This window comes from Chryseobacterium limigenitum (assembly GCF_900114875.1).
GTDB lineage: Bacteria > Bacteroidota > Bacteroidia > Flavobacteriales > Weeksellaceae > Chryseobacterium > Chryseobacterium limigenitum.
The window spans coordinates 35802-52639 of record NZ_FPKW01000018.1 but is presented as its reverse complement, the minus strand read 5'-3'; the positions used below and the strand labels follow the sequence as shown (position 1 = coordinate 52639).

At 35.0% G+C, this 16838-nt stretch carries 16 protein-coding genes; 11 read left to right on the top strand and 5 right to left on the bottom strand.

From position 1 onward, the window contains the following. The first annotated feature begins 203 nt into the window (after positions 1–203). The 9 genes from secD to BT156_RS17470 all read left to right on the top strand — a co-directional run bounded on the left by secD (position 204) and on the right by BT156_RS17470 (position 8879). A complete protein-coding gene (gene secD / locus BT156_RS17510; RefSeq protein WP_072412061.1) occupies positions 204–3116 on the top strand; it encodes a protein translocase subunit SecD in 2913 nt (970 codons plus the stop codon). A 161-nt stretch (positions 3117–3277) separates the two neighbouring features. Then, a complete protein-coding gene (locus tag BT156_RS17505) occupies positions 3278–4498 on the top strand; it encodes a TCR/Tet family MFS transporter (protein WP_072412059.1) in 1221 nt (406 codons plus the stop codon). 147 nt (positions 4499–4645) lie between these two features. Continuing rightward, a complete protein-coding gene (locus BT156_RS17500; protein WP_072412057.1) occupies positions 4646–5413 on the top strand; it encodes a YHYH protein in 768 nt (255 codons plus the stop codon). 100 nt (positions 5414–5513) lie between these two features. Further along, on the top strand, positions 5514–5957 hold the full coding sequence (locus BT156_RS17495; protein ID WP_170857339.1) for a toxin-antitoxin system YwqK family antitoxin: 444 nt from the start codon (positions 5514–5516) through the stop codon (positions 5955–5957). Beyond that, positions 5929–6573 carry an SCO family protein gene (locus tag BT156_RS17490; RefSeq protein ID WP_072412055.1) on the top strand — a complete coding sequence of 215 codons (645 nt, stop codon included), beginning with the start codon at positions 5929–5931 and terminating at the stop codon, positions 6571–6573. The genes BT156_RS17495 and BT156_RS17490 overlap by 29 nt, the downstream gene beginning before the upstream one ends. A 77-nt stretch (positions 6574–6650) precedes the next feature. Then, complete coding sequence (locus BT156_RS17485) at positions 6651–6986, top strand: Sec-independent protein translocase subunit TatA/TatB (protein WP_072412053.1); 336 nt, start codon at positions 6651–6653, stop codon at positions 6984–6986. 3 nt (positions 6987–6989) lie between these two features. Then, a complete protein-coding gene (locus tag BT156_RS17480) occupies positions 6990–7556 on the top strand; it encodes a phosphatase PAP2 family protein (RefSeq protein WP_072412051.1) in 567 nt (188 codons plus the stop codon). Further along, positions 7553–8374 carry a tetratricopeptide repeat protein gene (locus BT156_RS17475; protein ID WP_072412049.1) on the top strand — a complete coding sequence of 274 codons (822 nt, stop codon included), beginning with the start codon at positions 7553–7555 and terminating at the stop codon, positions 8372–8374. The genes BT156_RS17480 and BT156_RS17475 overlap by 4 nt, the downstream gene beginning before the upstream one ends. Before the next feature lie 49 nt (positions 8375–8423). Then, entirely contained in the window at positions 8424–8879 is a 456-nt protein-coding gene (locus BT156_RS17470; RefSeq protein WP_072412047.1) for a tRNA (cytidine(34)-2'-O)-methyltransferase, read from the top strand. A 22-nt stretch (positions 8880–8901) separates the two neighbouring features. Here BT156_RS17470 and BT156_RS17465 read toward each other — a convergent pair whose 3' ends face one another. Next, positions 8902–9375, bottom strand: coding sequence for a 23S rRNA (pseudouridine(1915)-N(3))-methyltransferase RlmH (locus tag BT156_RS17465; RefSeq protein ID WP_072412045.1), 474 nt, complete (start codon positions 9373–9375; stop codon positions 8902–8904). Positions 9376–9406: 31 nt separating this feature from the next. Between BT156_RS17465 and BT156_RS17460 the strand changes: the two genes are divergently transcribed. Both BT156_RS17460 and BT156_RS17455 read left to right on the top strand, forming a co-directional pair. Next, positions 9407–10363: a YihY/virulence factor BrkB family protein gene (locus BT156_RS17460; protein ID WP_072412043.1), complete on the top strand. Its 957-nt coding sequence runs from the start codon at positions 9407–9409 to the stop codon at positions 10361–10363. A gap of 24 nt (positions 10364–10387) precedes the next feature. Then, positions 10388–10762 carry a hypothetical protein gene (locus BT156_RS17455; protein ID WP_072412041.1) on the top strand — a complete coding sequence of 125 codons (375 nt, stop codon included), beginning with the start codon at positions 10388–10390 and terminating at the stop codon, positions 10760–10762. On the opposite strand, the gene nhaA is transcribed toward BT156_RS17455, so the two are convergent. The 4 genes from nhaA to acs form a co-directional block, all read right to left on the bottom strand. Then, complete coding sequence (nhaA, locus tag BT156_RS17450; protein WP_072412039.1) at positions 10759–11934, bottom strand: Na+/H+ antiporter NhaA; 1176 nt, start codon at positions 11932–11934, stop codon at positions 10759–10761. The two genes, BT156_RS17455 and nhaA, sit on opposite strands and share 4 nt — an antisense overlap. 1 nt (position 11935) lies before the next feature. Beyond that, positions 11936–14146: a RelA/SpoT family protein gene (locus BT156_RS17445; RefSeq protein WP_072412037.1), complete on the bottom strand. Its 2211-nt coding sequence runs from the start codon at positions 14144–14146 to the stop codon at positions 11936–11938. 114 nt (positions 14147–14260) lie between these two features. Then, entirely contained in the window at positions 14261–14626 is a 366-nt protein-coding gene (locus tag BT156_RS17440) for a hypothetical protein (RefSeq protein WP_072412036.1), read from the bottom strand. 274 nt (positions 14627–14900) lie between these two features. Beyond that, complete coding sequence (gene acs, locus BT156_RS17435) at positions 14901–16838, bottom strand: acetate--CoA ligase (protein ID WP_228430179.1); 1938 nt, start codon at positions 16836–16838, stop codon at positions 14901–14903.

Sequence of the window (16838 nt, the reverse complement as noted above, 5' to 3'; positions counted from 1 at the left end):
TAGTGTGTTGAATTAAGTGAATGAAAATTTCGTACCAATCAAATTTTAGATATCATCATAATATAACAGAAAAATTGATAAATCTTAAATAGAAGTGAAATAGCCGATATATCTGAAAATAAACGATTTCTGTTCTTAAAAATTCATAAAATATCAAGAAAATCATTATATTTGCCGACTTAATTTAACGTAGTTATAACAAAATGCAAGGAAAAGGACTTATTACAATTGTTGCTATTGTACTAGGGTTAATTTGCTTAAATGAGCTATTACCAACTTGGTACGCCAGCAAAATTGAAAAGCAGGCGACTGCTGTTGCAGGAGACAATCCGGAAAAGTATCAGAAAGAAATTGCAAGACTTTCTAAAGATACGCTGAACCTGGGATTCACAAAACTTTATTACACTAAAGCCAAAGACAAGGAAATGAAACTTGGTCTTGACTTGAAAGGTGGGATTAACGTTCTTTTGGAGATCAACCAAAGAGATTTGGTAAACGATCTTACAAATTACTCTACAAATCCTGTTCTTATCGAGGCTTTAAATAAAACTGATGAAGCTCAGAAGAATTCTACAAAATCTTATATCGACAATTTCTTTGTTGAGTTTGATGCTGTAAACAAAGCAAAAGGAACAAATCTTAAACTTGCAGATCCGGAACTTTTCGGAAATACCAATTTATCAGAAATCAAGTATAATACTTCTGATGAGCAGGTAAAAAGCATTATCAAAAGAAGAATTGACCTTTCTGTAGGAACAGCTTTTGAGGTAATCAGAACCAGAATCGATAAAATGGGTGCGGTGCAGCCAAACGTTCAGAGAGTACCTGGTACGGCAAGAATTTCTGTTGAAATGCCTGGTATGAAAGATATCGATAAGGTGAAAAAAATGCTTCAGACTTCTGCAAAACTTCAGTTCTGGGAAGTACAGCAAGCTCCTGAAGTTTATCCTTATTTCCAAACATTAGCTACAATGATCGCTGTAAAAGGTGATTCTATGGGAGTTGCCAAGAATGTCAACTTCATGAACATCATGCAGGGAGGTAAGTCTATGAGTCAAAGCGCTGTTGGAAGTGTAAAATTATCTGATACAGCTACTGTAAACAAGATCTTGAACAGCAAAGTAGCGCAGTCTTTACGTCCTTCAAATATTAAATATACACAGTTCCTTTGGGGTTACAAGCCTGAAGCTACAGATACTGAAAGCTTAGTATTGTATGCAATCAGAGGTAACATTAGCCAAAAAGCTCCTGTAGACGGTGCCGTTGAAACTGCAAGCATTAGCTATGATGAGCTAAGCAGAGTAGTAGTAGACATGCAGATGGATTCTAAAGGTGCTAAAGAATGGAAAACATTAACTGAGAAAAACGTTGGTAAACCGGTTGCTGTAACATTGGATGGTAGAGTTTATACTGCGCCAAACGTTGTAGGTGCCATTCCGAACGGTAGAACTCAAATCTCGGGTAACTTCTCTCAGGAAGAAGCTAAAGAATTGGTTGACGTTCTAGGAGCGGGTAAATTACCTGCAGGTGCAAAAGTGGTTCAGGCTACTGTTGTAGGACCATCATTAGGACAAGAGTCTATTGATGCCGGGGTTATTTCATTTGCTATTGCATTCTTGATTATTATCGTTTATATCATTTTCTATTACGGTGGTGCAGGTGTATACGCTGTAATTGCAATGATCATTAACTTATTCTATATTTTCGGAATCATGGATTCCGGAGACTTTACATTAACACTTCCTGGTATCGCAGGTATCGTTCTTACAATGGCTATGGCCGTCGATACGAACGTAATTATCTACGAAAGAACGAAGGAAGAATTATTTGCAGGAAAGAGCATTTTAGAAGCTTATAAAGATGGTTTCAAACATGCATTAAGTGCGATTGTTGATGGTCACTTAACGACATTATTAACGGCAGGTGTATTATTCTTATTCGGAACAGGTCCTATTAAAGGATTTGCTTTAACGTTAGGAATTGGTATCTTGATGACATTCTTTACTTCAGTATTACTTTCAAGAGTAATGATCTTCTCTAGATTGAATAAAGGAAAACAACTTTCTGTTTGGACGGCTCCAACGAAAAACCTATTCAGAAATACTTGGATCGATTTTATAGGGAAAAGAAAATATGCTTATATCATTTCTGCTGTATTAACAGTTGTTTGTATTGGCTCAATTGCAATCAACGGATTCAAATACGGAATCGATTTTACAGGTGGTAGAAACTACGTTGTAAGATTTGATAAAGCGGTAAATGCTGAGGATGTTGAACAGAACTTAGTAAAAATATTCAAAACTGAAGACGGTAAAAACTCTTCTGTTGAAGCTAAAACTTTTGGTAACGACAAGCAATTAAAGATCTCTACAGATTACCTTATCGAAGACGAATCTTTAAAAGCTGACCAGACTGTAGAACAAAAATTATATGAAGGTTTAAAATCAAGCTTACCGGCAAATGTAACATTACATGATTTCAAATCTGCAGATAAAGAGCATGCAGGAATTATTTCTTCTGAAAAAGTAGGACCTACGGTAGCAGATGATATTAAAACTCACGGTGTTCTTGCAGTAGCTGCTGCTTTGGGAGGTATTTTCTTATACATCTTATTAAGATTTAGAAAATGGCAATTCTCTTTAGGTGCTGTTGCAGCATTGTTCCATGATGCGGTTATTATCTTGGGAGCTTATTCGTTGCTTCACAAGTATATGCCGTTCAACATGGAGATCAATCAGGATTTCGTTGCAGCGATCCTTACTGTATTGGGTTACTCAATTAACGATACCGTTATTATCTTTGATAGAATTAGAGAGTATTTAAGAGAGAAGAAATCTCTGACGTTAGCAGGATTATTTGATGACTCTATTTCTAGTACATTAGGAAGAACATTCAACACTTCATTTACAACGATCCTTGTAATTTTAGCGATCTTCATCTTTGGTGGAGACAATCTAAGAGGATTTATGTTTGCGATGTTGATCGGTATTGGATTCGGTACTTATTCATCCATATTCATTGCTTCGGCAATTGCGTATGACTTCCTTAAATCTGGAAAAGAAGATGAAGTACACGGAAAAACGACTACTTCTAAAGAAGTACTTGCTTCAAAATAAGTATTACTACAATAAATAAGAAAAAGCCTTTCAATTTGAAAGGCTTTTTTTGCATTAATATGGTATTATTTTAAAACTAATATCTAGCTTCTAAGATCTAACAACTAATTAATACAATTTAGAACCATTATTTTTCTCAATTTGATTATTTTTGCAGGATTATGGAAAATTCAAGGAAAAAAGCGGCCATAGGCTTTATATTTATAACGCTGTTGATTGACATTACAGGATGGGGAATCATCATTCCTGTTGTTCCCAAACTAATTGAGGAACTAATTCATGCAGACATCAGTGAAGCCGCTAAATATGGTGGCTGGTTGGGATTTGCGTATGCTTTTACTCAATTTATATTTTCACCGGTTGTAGGAAACCTGAGTGATAAATATGGGCGGAGACCTATTATTCTGATCTCCCTCTTTGGTTTTGCGGTGGATTATATTTTCCTTGCGTTGGCACCAACAATTTGGTGGCTCTTTTTAGGGCGGATCATTGCCGGACTCACCGGTGCCAGTGTCACAACGGCCAGTGCCTATATCGCAGATATTTCCACGGATGAAGATCGAGCGAAAAATTTTGGATTAATTGGAGCGGCTTTTGGCTTAGGGTTCATTATCGGACCTGTTCTTGGCGGTATTTTAGGTCACTATGGGGCGAGAGTTCCTTTCTATGCAGCAGCAGGTTTATGTTTGCTTAATTTCCTTTACGGATACTTCATTCTTCCGGAAAGTTTAGATAAAGATAAGCGTAGAGAATTTGATTGGAAACGAGCAAATCCCGTAGGTTCATTTAAGTTTTTAGGAAAGCATCCGGAAATTTCAGGATTGATTGTTGCCTTGATTTTAATTTATATTGCAGGACATGCCGTACAAAGTAACTGGAGTTTCTTTACCATGTATAAATTCAGCTGGACAGAAAGAATGGTTGGGATTTCCCTCGGAGTAGTCGGATTATTGGTTGGACTGGTTCAGGGAGTTTTAATTCGATGGACGACCCCGAGATTGGGTGAACATAAAAGTATTTATTACGGATTGGCATTATACGCACTCGGAATGTTACTATTTGCCTTTGCTACAGAAGGGTGGATGATGTTTGCTTTTTTAATTCCTTATTGTTTAGGAGGAATTTGCGGCCCGGCTCTTCAGTCCGTGATCACGAAAAGTGTTCCTGCAAACGAACAGGGTGAGCTTCAGGGAGCATTAACGAGTTTGATGAGTGCAACTTCTATTGTCGGCCCTCCAATGATGACGAATTTGTTTTATTATTTTACCCATGATGAAGCACCTTTTAAGTTCTCGGGAGCACCATTTTTCCTGGCATTTTTATTGATGGCAGCGAGTGTAGTTGCTACCTATTATGCTTTTCAAAAGAATAAAATAAAGTAAAAAGTATTAAAAAAATAAAGAAAAGGTGAATCAAGTTAATTGTTTCATCTTTTTTTTATTTAAAAAAGTGATATTTTATGTAAAATATTAAGTTAAATCTAATTTTTGTTGTGGTATTTTTATATATTTAGCGAAAATAACATAAATATGAAAATTTGCAGAATATTTTTAGGCTTAATTACAGTAGCCGTATTTGTTGGATGCAGTAATAGCGATGATTCAACGAGCCAGGAAAGTACTGATAATGGGAATAATTCGGAAGTTCCTGCGATTTATAAAAAGATTTACGGAGCATCAAGTATTACCTCAGACGGCACTTATGTTTACATAAAAACGAATGGAACGCCAGATCATAAAAGCGTTTATTATGCTACAAGCAATAGTCTGTATGAAAATTTTTCGGGAACAACTTTTGGAGGATATGTATTTTCAAAAAACCCGAATTCTATTTCAACAAAAAATTATACATTTAAAATTCCAATAAATCCTGCTTTGAATTCGGCACATTCAGCAACACCGCTTGGTCCGATTGGAGTCTCTCTGAACGGAGTTCCTTTTTTCAATCAATACGCGGGTCCAAATCAACCTTTATCCGGAGAAATTGTTTCTTTTGATCAATGGTGGGGACATCCTGCTCCGGGCGGAGATTATCATTATCATGTTGAACCAAAATATCTTACAACGGTAAAAGCATCAAAATCTGCATTGTTAGGCTTTTTATTGGATGGTTTTCCGGTGTATGGTCCTGAAGAAAATGGTTCTGCAGTTGCAAGTGCTTCATTAGATGCTTATCATGGGCATACTTCTGTGACAGCAGATTATCCGAGCGGAATTTATCATTATCACATCACAAGTACAGATCCTTATATCAATGGAAATGGATTTTATGGGACGCCGGGAACTGTTAGTAATTAGTTTTTTATTTCTTCTTTTAATTTCCTGTAAATCTTCTAATGAGAAACCGAAATATTTTAATTTCAAAGAGATTAATGTAGAAAATAAGAATGGCTTATTGATGAGTAATAATATATTATTCACGGGGGTTATTTACTCACTTTATCCTGATACAAAAGATACTGCGGAAGTAATGGGTTTTAATAATGGAAAAGAAAATGGAGAATGGAGAAGATTTTATCCAAATAAAAAATTAAAAGAACAACGGTATTTCGAGAACGGAATAAAAGTGAAAACGTTAAAAGAGTGGTGGGAAAACGGGAAAATGAAAATTTCAGGCTCTTTTCTTAAAGGTGAAAATAATGGAGAATTTAAAGAATGGAACAGGGAAGGAAGACTCATAAAACTCATGAATTACAAATTAGGATACGAAGAAGGAAGCCAAAAACAATTTTATGACAACGGAAAGATAAGATCAAATTACGTGATCAAAAACGGAAAACGGTACGGATTGTTAGGAACAAAAAATTGTGTAAATGTTACAGACAGTATTTTTCAGAAGTAGTTTTTTTGTATTATTGATCCTGTTTTCCTGTCAAAAACAGGAAGATAATTCTTTGCCATATTTTAATACTCCGGATTTTAGTCCACAATTTTTATCGAAAGAAGATGCTTTGAAGAAAATTACTCATGCAATTGCACCATTTTCGTTTACTGATCAGGATAATAAAATAATTACTGATAAAACAATTGATCATAAAATACATATTGCGAGTTTTATTTTTACTTCTTGTGGAAGTATCTGTCCAATAATGATTAAAAATTTAAGTGCTGTAAATAAAAAATATGAAAAAGATCCCAATGTGGTTTTCCTGTCTTTTTCTGTTACTCCTTGGATCGATACTCCAAAAAAACTGAAAGATTTTAAAAATTTAAATAAAATAAACAATCCAGACTGGCATTTTCTGACAGGAAAGAAAGGAGAAATTTATAAACTTGCCCGTCAATCGTATTTTGCGGAAGAAGATCTCGGTTTTACGCGTGACAGCACAGAGTTTTTACATACGGAACATATTATTCTTACAGATAAAAACAAGAAAATAAGAGGAATTTATAACGGAACTTTACAGACTGACATGGAGCAACTTATAAAAGATATTAAAGAACTGAAAGCCGAGTAATGATATGAAAAGCTTAATATTTTATTAAAACTTAATATTTCATATTCAGTTTCACATATCTTTTGTAATTTTGTAACATGGAATTAAGCTTTGGAGAAATGGCACTGATCGCAGTTGCGATTGTTGTATTATTCGGACCGGATAAACTTCCTTCGATAGCACGTGACTTAGGCTCGGGCATAAGAAAAATGCGTGGCGCAGTGGAAGATATCAAAACTGAGATAATGAAGGAAACGGATAACCCTGTTTCTGAAATAAAGCGTGAAATAGAGAAGGTAAAAGATGCCGCAAAAGAGTACAATCCAATGAAAGATATGGAGAAAGACTTCTTACCGAATCCTACCGAATCTAATGAACCAGCTAAGCTAAAGCCTGTCGATGACGAAACTCATGAAGGGCCTGTAAGCAGATAATCCATGGAAGAAATTATTCAGGAAGATAAGAAGGCTTTTTTGTTTCTCAATAATTTGGGAGATTCTTCTTTTGATCAGTTCTGGATGCTGATCTCCAGCACTTGGATCTGGGTTCCGCTTTACATTATATTTCTTTACTTTTTATATAAAAATTACAAACTAAGGTCTTTAGTTTTTATTCTCATATTCATAGTGATTGGAGCTACGGTTTCCGATCAGTTGGCTAGTGTTTTCAAATTCGGTGTGGCAAGATTAAGACCCTGTCATGACCCTACTTTAGAGCATCACATGAGAATCGTGAAATGTGGAGGGCAGTTTGGTTTCTATTCTGCGCATGCCTCCAACACCTTCTTTTTGGCAACTTATTTAAGTATTTTATTAAAAAAGAAACTCAATTGGTTTCCTTATGCTATATTTGTGTGGGCTGTGGTGGTAGCATACAGCCGAATATATTTAGGTGTACATTTCCCGATAGATATTTTGGTGGGGGCGTTTGTTGGACTTTTATTGGGAGTGATATTTGGTGCACTTGCCAAAAAAGTAATCAATAAACAAAATATAACCTCATGAAAAAACATTTATTAATTCTGGTATCAGCCTTTTCCTCATTGAATTTTTATGCTCAGGATGCTAAAATAGCTGAAGAATGCTTTAAAAAAGCAGACTACAAATGCGCAGAAGAGCAATATGCTAAACTTGCTGAAAAAGAACAGATTCAGAAATTTCAATCTGATTATTATAACAATTTAGGAACGTCACAGAGAAGACTAGGAAAGACTGCTTTGGCTTTTAAATCCTATGAAGCTGCTTTGAGAGCAAATCCTTTATCCGCTTCTGTTTATTCAAATCTGGCTTCATTAAACAGCCAGAGAGGAAGCAAGGCAAAAGCTCTTGAATACATTGATAAAGGGCTCCAGATAGAGCCTGAAAATGTTGACATGTATTTAACGCGTTCTAAAATCTATGAAAGTCAGGGGAAAAAAGAGCTGGCTTTAAAAGATTTAAATCAGATTTTAAGTTTTGCGGCAGATAATATTTATGCAAAAACAGGATTAGCCAATCTGAAAAAGAACAGCGGTGATCTGGAAGGTGCTTTAAAAGATTATAATCAGTTAATTTCCGAAAAGCCCGAATCTCTTTTGTACAACGGAAGAGCTGATGTTTATCTTAAAATGAAAAAATCTAAAGAAGCTCTTGTTGATGTTAATAAAGCGATTTCAATAGATCCTAAATTTTCTCAATCTTATGTTACAAAAGCTTTGATTTTGTTTGATACTGCAAAGCCAAAAGAAGCATGTACAACACTGGATAAAGCCGTAAGTTTAGGCTACGAAAAAGGTCTTCTCGCAGATTATTATGCAAAATGTACGGCAGCACCTGCAAAATAATTTACCCATTATGATAAGGTTTTCTCTGAAAAACCAGTAAAAATTAAATATGTTAAACATTGTTCTCGTAGAACCCGAAATACCAAATAATACAGGAAATATCGGACGTTTATGTGTAGGTACGGAAAGTAAATTACACTTAATTCATCCCTTTGGATTTGTAATTAATGATAAAAACCTGAAACGTTCCGGTTTAGATTATTGGGTTCATCTTGATGTTTCAGAATATGCAAACGTTGATGAATGGATTCAGCAGATACCGGATAAATCCCGCGTTTTTTTGATGAGTTCACATGCTGAGAAATCCTATTTGGACACTGATTTTCAGGATGGCGACTGGCTCGTTTTCGGAAAAGAAAGTGTGGGGTTAAATGAAGATGTTTTATCTCGTTTTGATAATCATTTAACGATTCCGATGTCAAATTTAATCCGAAGTTTTAATATTGCAAATTCTGTAGCCTTTGTGGTGGGTGAAGCAAAAAGACAAATTGGTTTAAAAGTTTAATATTTAATTAAATATCTGTAATTTAATCATTATGATAAGGTTTTCCCTGTAAAATCTGGTCTGCACGATACAACTGTTCAACGATAAATAACCGGATCATCTGGTGCGTGAATGTCATTTTAGATAATGACATTTTTTCGTTTGCTCTGGTGTAAATTTCTTCTGAAAAACCATACGCTCCACCAATTAAGATGTGAACTTTTTTCACCGAAGAGTTCATCCAGGTATCTATTTTTTGTGAAAACTCTCTACTTGTAAACTGTTTTCCTTTTTCGTCTAAAAGAACGACCAAATCATTTTTATCGATATGATTAGAGAATAGCTTGGCTTCTTCTTTTTTTAATAAATCCGGAGAAAGGTTTTTGGCATTTTTTACATCCGGAATTTCAATAATTTCAAAATTCCAGTGTTTGGGGAGGCGGGTAAGGTAATAATTGATCAAAGAAGTGATTTCTTTATCATCCGTTTTGCCAATGCAGAGTAAATTGATACGCATTTCTTATATTTGCTAGGCGCAAATATACTTTATGAATCTTAAAATTCCCACATTCATCCTAAAAATTCAAAAATTCTTTGATGATATACACATTCCCGTGTTGGGTATTTCGCTGTGGCAGATGTTTCAGATCTATATTACGGGAGTTTTTAAGGGTAAGATTGGACGAAAAGCGGCATCAATTTCATGGAGTTTTACATTAAGTTTATTTCCGTTTCTTCTCTTTTTGCTATCGGTTTTGCCGTATATGCCTCACTATGATAAACTTCAGTTTTATATTTTTGAAGTATTGATTCATAATATTTTTCCATCACATATGGAAAATGAAGTGAGAGGGTATATTGAAAATAATATTATTCCTAATATGAAGGGAATAAGTAATTTGACAATCGTTTTAGCTTTGATCTTTGCTACGAACGGAACTTTTTCCCTGATCAATGGGTTTAATGAAAATTCTGACGAAAAATTAACGGATGTAAAAGAATTTATCCTTTCATTTTTCATTACAATAGGCTTCATAACGATTGTTTTTCTGTCGCTTTTCGGGGTTTATTATGTGGAAGTTGTTATGAAATTATTCACTCCTGATGTTAATATTTCGTGGTTGGTAGAAAACCTCTCGAGCATCATTGGATTTGTTTCATTTCCATTATTTTATTTTATCCTTTTGACATTATTTTACTGGCTGGGAACCGTGAAAATTGCGAGATTCAGACAGGCTGTTCCTGGTGCAATTCTTACGACTGTTTTGTTTGTGGTTACGACTTACTTTTTTGCATTGTATGTTAAAAATATCGCCAGATATAACGTCTTATACGGATCGATCGGAAGTATGATCCTGCTGATGGTCTGGGTAAATGTAAACGTCTATCTTCTGTTGTTTGGGAATGAATTAAATATGGCTCTTAGAAAACTAAGAGTGGAGAAGTTGCTGTCTGATGAGCTTAAAAAGGAAGATTCACGTTGTTATTCTAAAGATAATGATTAAAAAACAGATGAAAATATAAAAACTATGAAATTAAAAATTAAATACCTACTAATCATGTTTCCATTACTATCGGTCTTTTCATGCCAACATGTTCTTGACGAAATAGAGCGGGATAAGCAGGAAGAAAACTATACCTCTCCTTACATGGGAAAATGGAGTGGAACCTATTCAGGAGATCAAAGCGGAACTTTAATTTTAAATATAAGTAAAAGCGGAACAATAGAAGGAACTAAAATTTCCCAAGGACACCAAGAGACCTTTCATTCAGGACTTATAGGCTCGTCGATAAATAGTGCCACATCTAATTCCGGATTTACTTTATATGGAAATTTAGAAAGTAAATCGGGAACATGGAAAATGGGTAGTTTAAACGGAACCTGGTCGGTAACAAAAAATTAATTCTCTATAACTTCTTTCTTTTTAGACCCCAAATTTAAAATAAGGTATCCTAAAAAAGCTGCCAAAAAAGAAGCAATTAAAATAGCAAATTTAGCATGATCCTGAATTTCAATTTCTCCTTTAAATGAAAGAAGTGCGATGAAAATAGACATCGTGAAACCAATTCCGGCTAAGAAACCTACGCCTATCATTTGGGTCCAAGAACTGTTTTGAGGGAGTGAACTTAGCTTAAATTTAATGGCGATTAGTGAGAATAGATTAATTCCTATTAATTTTCCTATAATCAATCCTCCAATTATTCCTAAACCTAAAGTGCTTGTTAAACCTTCGATCATTCCCTTATTAAAAGCAATATTGGTATTGGTTAAAGCAAATATGGGCATGATCAGAAAGCTTACAGGGAAATGCAATGTATGTTCTAATTTTTCCAAAGGTGAGATTTCTACGTTGGAAGCATTTGTCGGAATTGAAAACGCTAATAAAACTCCCGCAATGGTCGAATGAATTCCTGAATGATGTAAGAAATACCACAAAAATAGTCCCGGAATAATATAAAATATAATTTTGGTGACTTTTAAGAAATTTAATAAAAATAATAAAGCGGTTACTCCAAAAGATAGGAATAAATATGTCCAGTGAATTTGTTCTGTATAAAAAATTGCAATAACCAAAATTGCTCCCAAATCATCAACAATCGCTAATGCAGCAAGGAAAATTTTAATCGAATTCGGGATTTTGCTTCCCAACATGGAAATAATCGCCAATGAAAAAGCAATATCCGTTGCCATGGGTATTCCCCAACCGTTAGCGTAAGCTGTTCCTGCATTGAAAATACTGTAAATTGCTGCAGGAACCACCATCCCTCCGATGGCTGCGAAAATAGGAAGCGAAGCATTTTTAAAAGATGAAAGTTCACCTTCTACCATCTCTCTTTTAATTTCCAACCCAACCAAAAGGAAAAAAACAGCCATTAAACCGTCATTGATCCAAATGCTGACAGGGTATTTTAAATGAAAAAGACCGATACCGATTTCATTATCCAAAAAATGCTGAAAACCTTCTCCAGCCGAAGAATTTGCAATCAGTAACGAAATTAATACACAAAAAATAAGTATAATTCCTGATGACTGACTGTTGTTGAAAAATTTTTTAAAATATACAGATAAATTCATATTATGATTGTAATCGTCTCACTCGTGAAACTCCGTTAATATCTTTCAGTTTTGTGAATGTTTCTTCAAGCTGACTCTTGTTTTTAACCTCAAGGTTAATATTTCCTGTAAAGATTCCGTTGTTGGATTCAATAGACATACTTTTCATATCCATTCCCATAGAACCGCTTATGACAGCTGTAATATCGTTGATCATTCCCATTCTGTCGAGACCTTCGATCTCAATTTTCACTCTGTTCTGGAAGCTTTCAGCATTTACCCACTTCGCAGGAATCACCCTGTAGTCGTATTGCGCTCTAAGATTGATTGCGTTTGGACAATTGTCGCTATGAACTTTTATACCTTCCGAAATAGTAATAAATCCGAAAATTTTGTCTCCCGGAATTACCGTACAGCATTTTGCATAGGTATAATTCAGCTTTTCTTCATCTTTTCCGAAGACGATCATGTCAAGATTCTGCTCTTTTGGCTCTATATAAGCCGTATTTTTTGTCGGAGATTTTCTGAATCTTGAAAGTAAATTATTAAATACATTCTTACTTTCAATGTATTTTCTTAAACTGCTTGCATCCAGTTCGTTCGTCTGGAATTTCAGGAATAATTCCTGAGAAGTTTTTAAGTTAAAGAATTTTTGAAGTTTGTTGATTTCTTCATCATTAAAATTAATTTTTGCATGACGAAGTTTTCTCTGTAAAGTCTCTTTTCCTTCATCAACCAACTGATTTTTTTGAGAATTCAGATAACCTTTGATCTTTGATTTGGCCTTTGAAGTAACAACAAATTCTAACCAGTCAAATTTTGGTTTTTGATTCTGAGAAGAAAGAATATCAACCTGATCTCCATTTTGAAGAACATAAGAAATAGGAACCAATTTGCCATTGATTTTTGCGCCTAAACACTTCATTCCCAGATCGGAGTGAACTGAAAATGCAAAATCTAAAGCCGTTGCATTGGTCGGTAAGATTTTAATTTCCCCTTTTGGAGTGAAAACGAAAACCTCTTTTGAATATAAATTAAGTTTAATATTATCTAAAAGTTCAGACGTGGAAAGATCCTGCTGCTGCTCAAGAACATCACGGATTTCCGTTACCCATCTTTCAAAATTCTTATCGTCAGAGCTTTGTTTGTAACCTTCCTTGTATTTATAATGTGCTGCAACCCCTTTTTCTGCAATTTCGTCCATTCTTTCGGAACGAATCTGCACTTCAATCCATTTTTTATCAGGACCAAGAACGGTTAAATGCAAACTTTCATACCCGGTAGAGCGGGGCTGGGTGATCCAGTCACGCATTCTTGATGGATTACTGTGATAAACGTCTGTTACAATAGAATAAATTTTCCACGCTAAGAACTTTTCGTTTTTAGCATCAGATTTATAAATAATTCTAATCGCATAATTGTCAAATACTTCCTCGAAGGAAACTCCCTGTTTCAGCATTTTTCTGTAAATGGAAGAAATGGCTTTCGCGCGGCCTTTAATGGTGAAATTTAATCCTTCTTCCTTTAATCTCTCGGAAGCTTCTTTTTTAAATTCATCAATATATCTTTCACGGTTTTCTTTGGCTAGCTCTAATTTTTCCGTGATTTCGTTAAAAACTTCGGGATTATTATATTTTAAAGAAAGATCTTCAAGTTCAGATTTAATGTTATACAAACCTAAACGGTGCGCCATCGGAGCATAAATATAGACCGTTTCAGAAGCTATTTTCTTCTGTTTGTCGGGCGCCATGCTTTCCAACGTTCGCATATTGTGAAGCCGGTCGGCAATTTTGATCAGAATAACCCTGAAATCCTCAGACAAAGTAAGCAAAAGCTTTCTGTAATTTTCAGATTGTACGGAGATATTCTGATGATTCATGATGGATATTTTGGTTAATCCATTCACAATATTGGCAATTTTTTCTCCAAATATCTTTTTGAGATCTTCGTAAGTGTAATCCGAATCTTCGATTACATCGTGCAACAAGGCACAGGCAATGGAAGTTGCTCCCAAACCAATTTCTGTCGCTACGATTTTCGCAACGGCAATGGGGTGATAGATGTAAGGTTCGCCGGATTTCCTCCTTTGATCCTTGTGGGCATCTAATGCGATATCAAATGCCTTTCGGATAAGTTTATTATTTTCCTCATCCAAAGTTCTGTAGGTGTTCGAAATCAGATCCTTATATCTAGCAAGAATCTCTTTGTTTTCCTGTTCTAAATCGTAACTCATTTGTGTAAAAGCCTATATTTAAACGAAAATACGAAAATTTTCCGACTTTTCAAAGCATTAAAAAATCCGCAGAATGTTCTACGGATTTTCGGTTATTAGTATTTAATTTTGTTACTAGAATTTTACTTCAGAGTCAATACCGTGGCTTGAAGCTTTTATTTTTACATCAGGACTATTGTGTATTTCCGCTCTGTTTCTGGCGTCAATGAGCCTTTTGATATTGTTATAATCTGCCTGTTCTATATTTATATTTTCAAACAAATAAGTTTTTACTGCAGAATTCTGACTAAAAATGCTCTTTGCGTTGTCTATTTGATCTTTATCTTTTACACAAACACTCGTCATGTATTGAGGGTGATGATGTGTATCATTGAGATATACAATGTAATCCGAATTTCCAAATCCTGAATTTTCCAGATCAGTTTCGAGTTGTTTGTAATCGCTGTGATGTTCAAATAATCCAGCTAATATATTTGACATAAGCAATAGTTTTTAAATTGTACTTAAAGGTAATAAATAAATTTCATATATGTTGTATTTAATTTAATAAAATTAATATTATATTATTTTATCTATATTTAATTGTTAAAATTTATGAAACTGTCTATTGAATGTGCGTTTAAATTTTTGTTAATTTATAATTCAGGTTTTGGCTAAAGCCAATTGACCGGATTCTTAAAAAAAACGGGCTAAAGCCCGTTCCTATGGATGTTTTCGGTTAACTTTTATCTACCTTTAAAATCTCAATCTTAATTTATATTTTTTCGTTCTTAATTTCCTCCACAATTTCAGGATTTAGCAATGTTGAAATATCTCCAAAACTATTAAAATCACCTTCCGCAATTTTTCTCAAAATTCTACGCATGATCTTTCCTGAACGAGTTTTAGGAAGCCCGGAAACAAACTGAATTTTACCCAACTTAGCAATCGGGCCAATCTGATCTGAAATTAACTGATTGATTTCTTTTTTCAGATTTTCTCTCTGGCGGCTTTCTCCTGTTTCTTTTAAAACAACATAACCGTATAAAGCATTTCCTTTGATGTCGTGAGGGTAACCAACAATTGCGGATTCTGCAACAGCGGGATGTTGGTTGATACTGTCTTCAATCGGAGCTGTTCCTAAATTGTGCCCGGAAACAATAATAACATCATCCACACGGCCTGTAATTCTGTAATATCCAACTTCATCTCTCAAGGCACCATCACCAGTGAAATATTTCCCCGGAAAAGCAGTGAAATAAGTTTCTTTATATCTTTGGTGGTCGCCCCAGATCGTTCTTGCAATTCCCGGCCATGGAAAACGGATACAAAGATTTCCGGTAACCTGATTTCCTGTGATTTCATTGCGTTTATCATCCATTAAAACGGGTTGAACACCAGGAAGAGGTAGAGTAGCATATGTAGGTTTTGTCGGAGTGATGAAAGGGAGTGGTGAAATCATAATTCCGCCTGTCTCTGTCTGCCACCAGGTATCTACAATAGGACATTTTTTTCTTCCAACATGATCATTGAACCAATGCCAAGCTTCGTCATTAATAGGTTCACCAACAGATCCGATCACTTTTAATGAACTCAAATCATGTTTATCAACCCATTCTGCGCTTTCTTTCGCTAATGAACGAATGGCGGTTGGAGCGGTGTAGAATTGCGTAATTTTATGTTTTTCAATAACTTCCCAGAAACGGTCGGGCTCAGGATAAGTTGGTACACCTTCAAAAATTACGGTGGTAGCTCCGTTACAAAGCGGCCCGTAAAGGATGTATGAGTGTCCGGTGATCCAACCGATGTCTGCGGTACACCAGTAAATATCATTTTCCTGATAATTAAAAATATTTTTAAAAGTATAGGCAGTGTAAACCAAGTATCCTGCGCAGGTATGAAGCATTCCTTTTGGTTTTCCTGTTGATCCTGAAGTGTATAGGATGAAAAGCGGATCTTCTGCATCCATAATTACGGTTACAAAATCCGGAGAAGCTTTTTCGTAAAGATCAGCTATCCAATGATCTCTGCCTTCTTTCATTTTGATCTCGTTGTGAGTTCTTTTTACAACTAAAACAGACTCAATCGTTGGCGTTTTTTCCAACGCTTCATCAACAATACTTTTTAGATCTAAAACCTTGCTTCCTCTATAACTTCCGTCTGATGTGATGATCATTTTTGCTTCACAATCATTAATTCTGGACGCAACTGCGGCTGCCGAAAACCCTGCGAAAATTACAGAATGTACCGCGCCTAATTTTGCACAAGCCAACATTGTAACTGCTAATTCAGGAATCATTGGAAGATAAATGCAGACTCTGTCTCCTTTTTCGATGCCCATATCTCTTAAGATATTGGCTGTTTTGTTGACGCGAGTGTATAATTCGTTGTAAGAGATATGCTGTGCTTCTTCTTTCGGATCGTTGGGTTCCCAAATGATTGCGGTTTTTTCGCCTCTTTCATTTAAGTGCCTGTCGATACAGTTTTTAGTGATATTTAATTTGGCATTTTTAAACCAGATGATTTTTGCTTCATTCATATCGTACTTCACAACCTTACTCCATCTTTGATACCATACGAAGTTCTGATCTGCTATTTTGTCCCAGAATTTTTTAGGATTTTTAATAGAGTTTTTATACTCTTCAAAATATTGCGGAAGATCTTCTATTAAGTAATTTCTCATATCCCTTTCGTTTTTGAAATTTGAATTTAT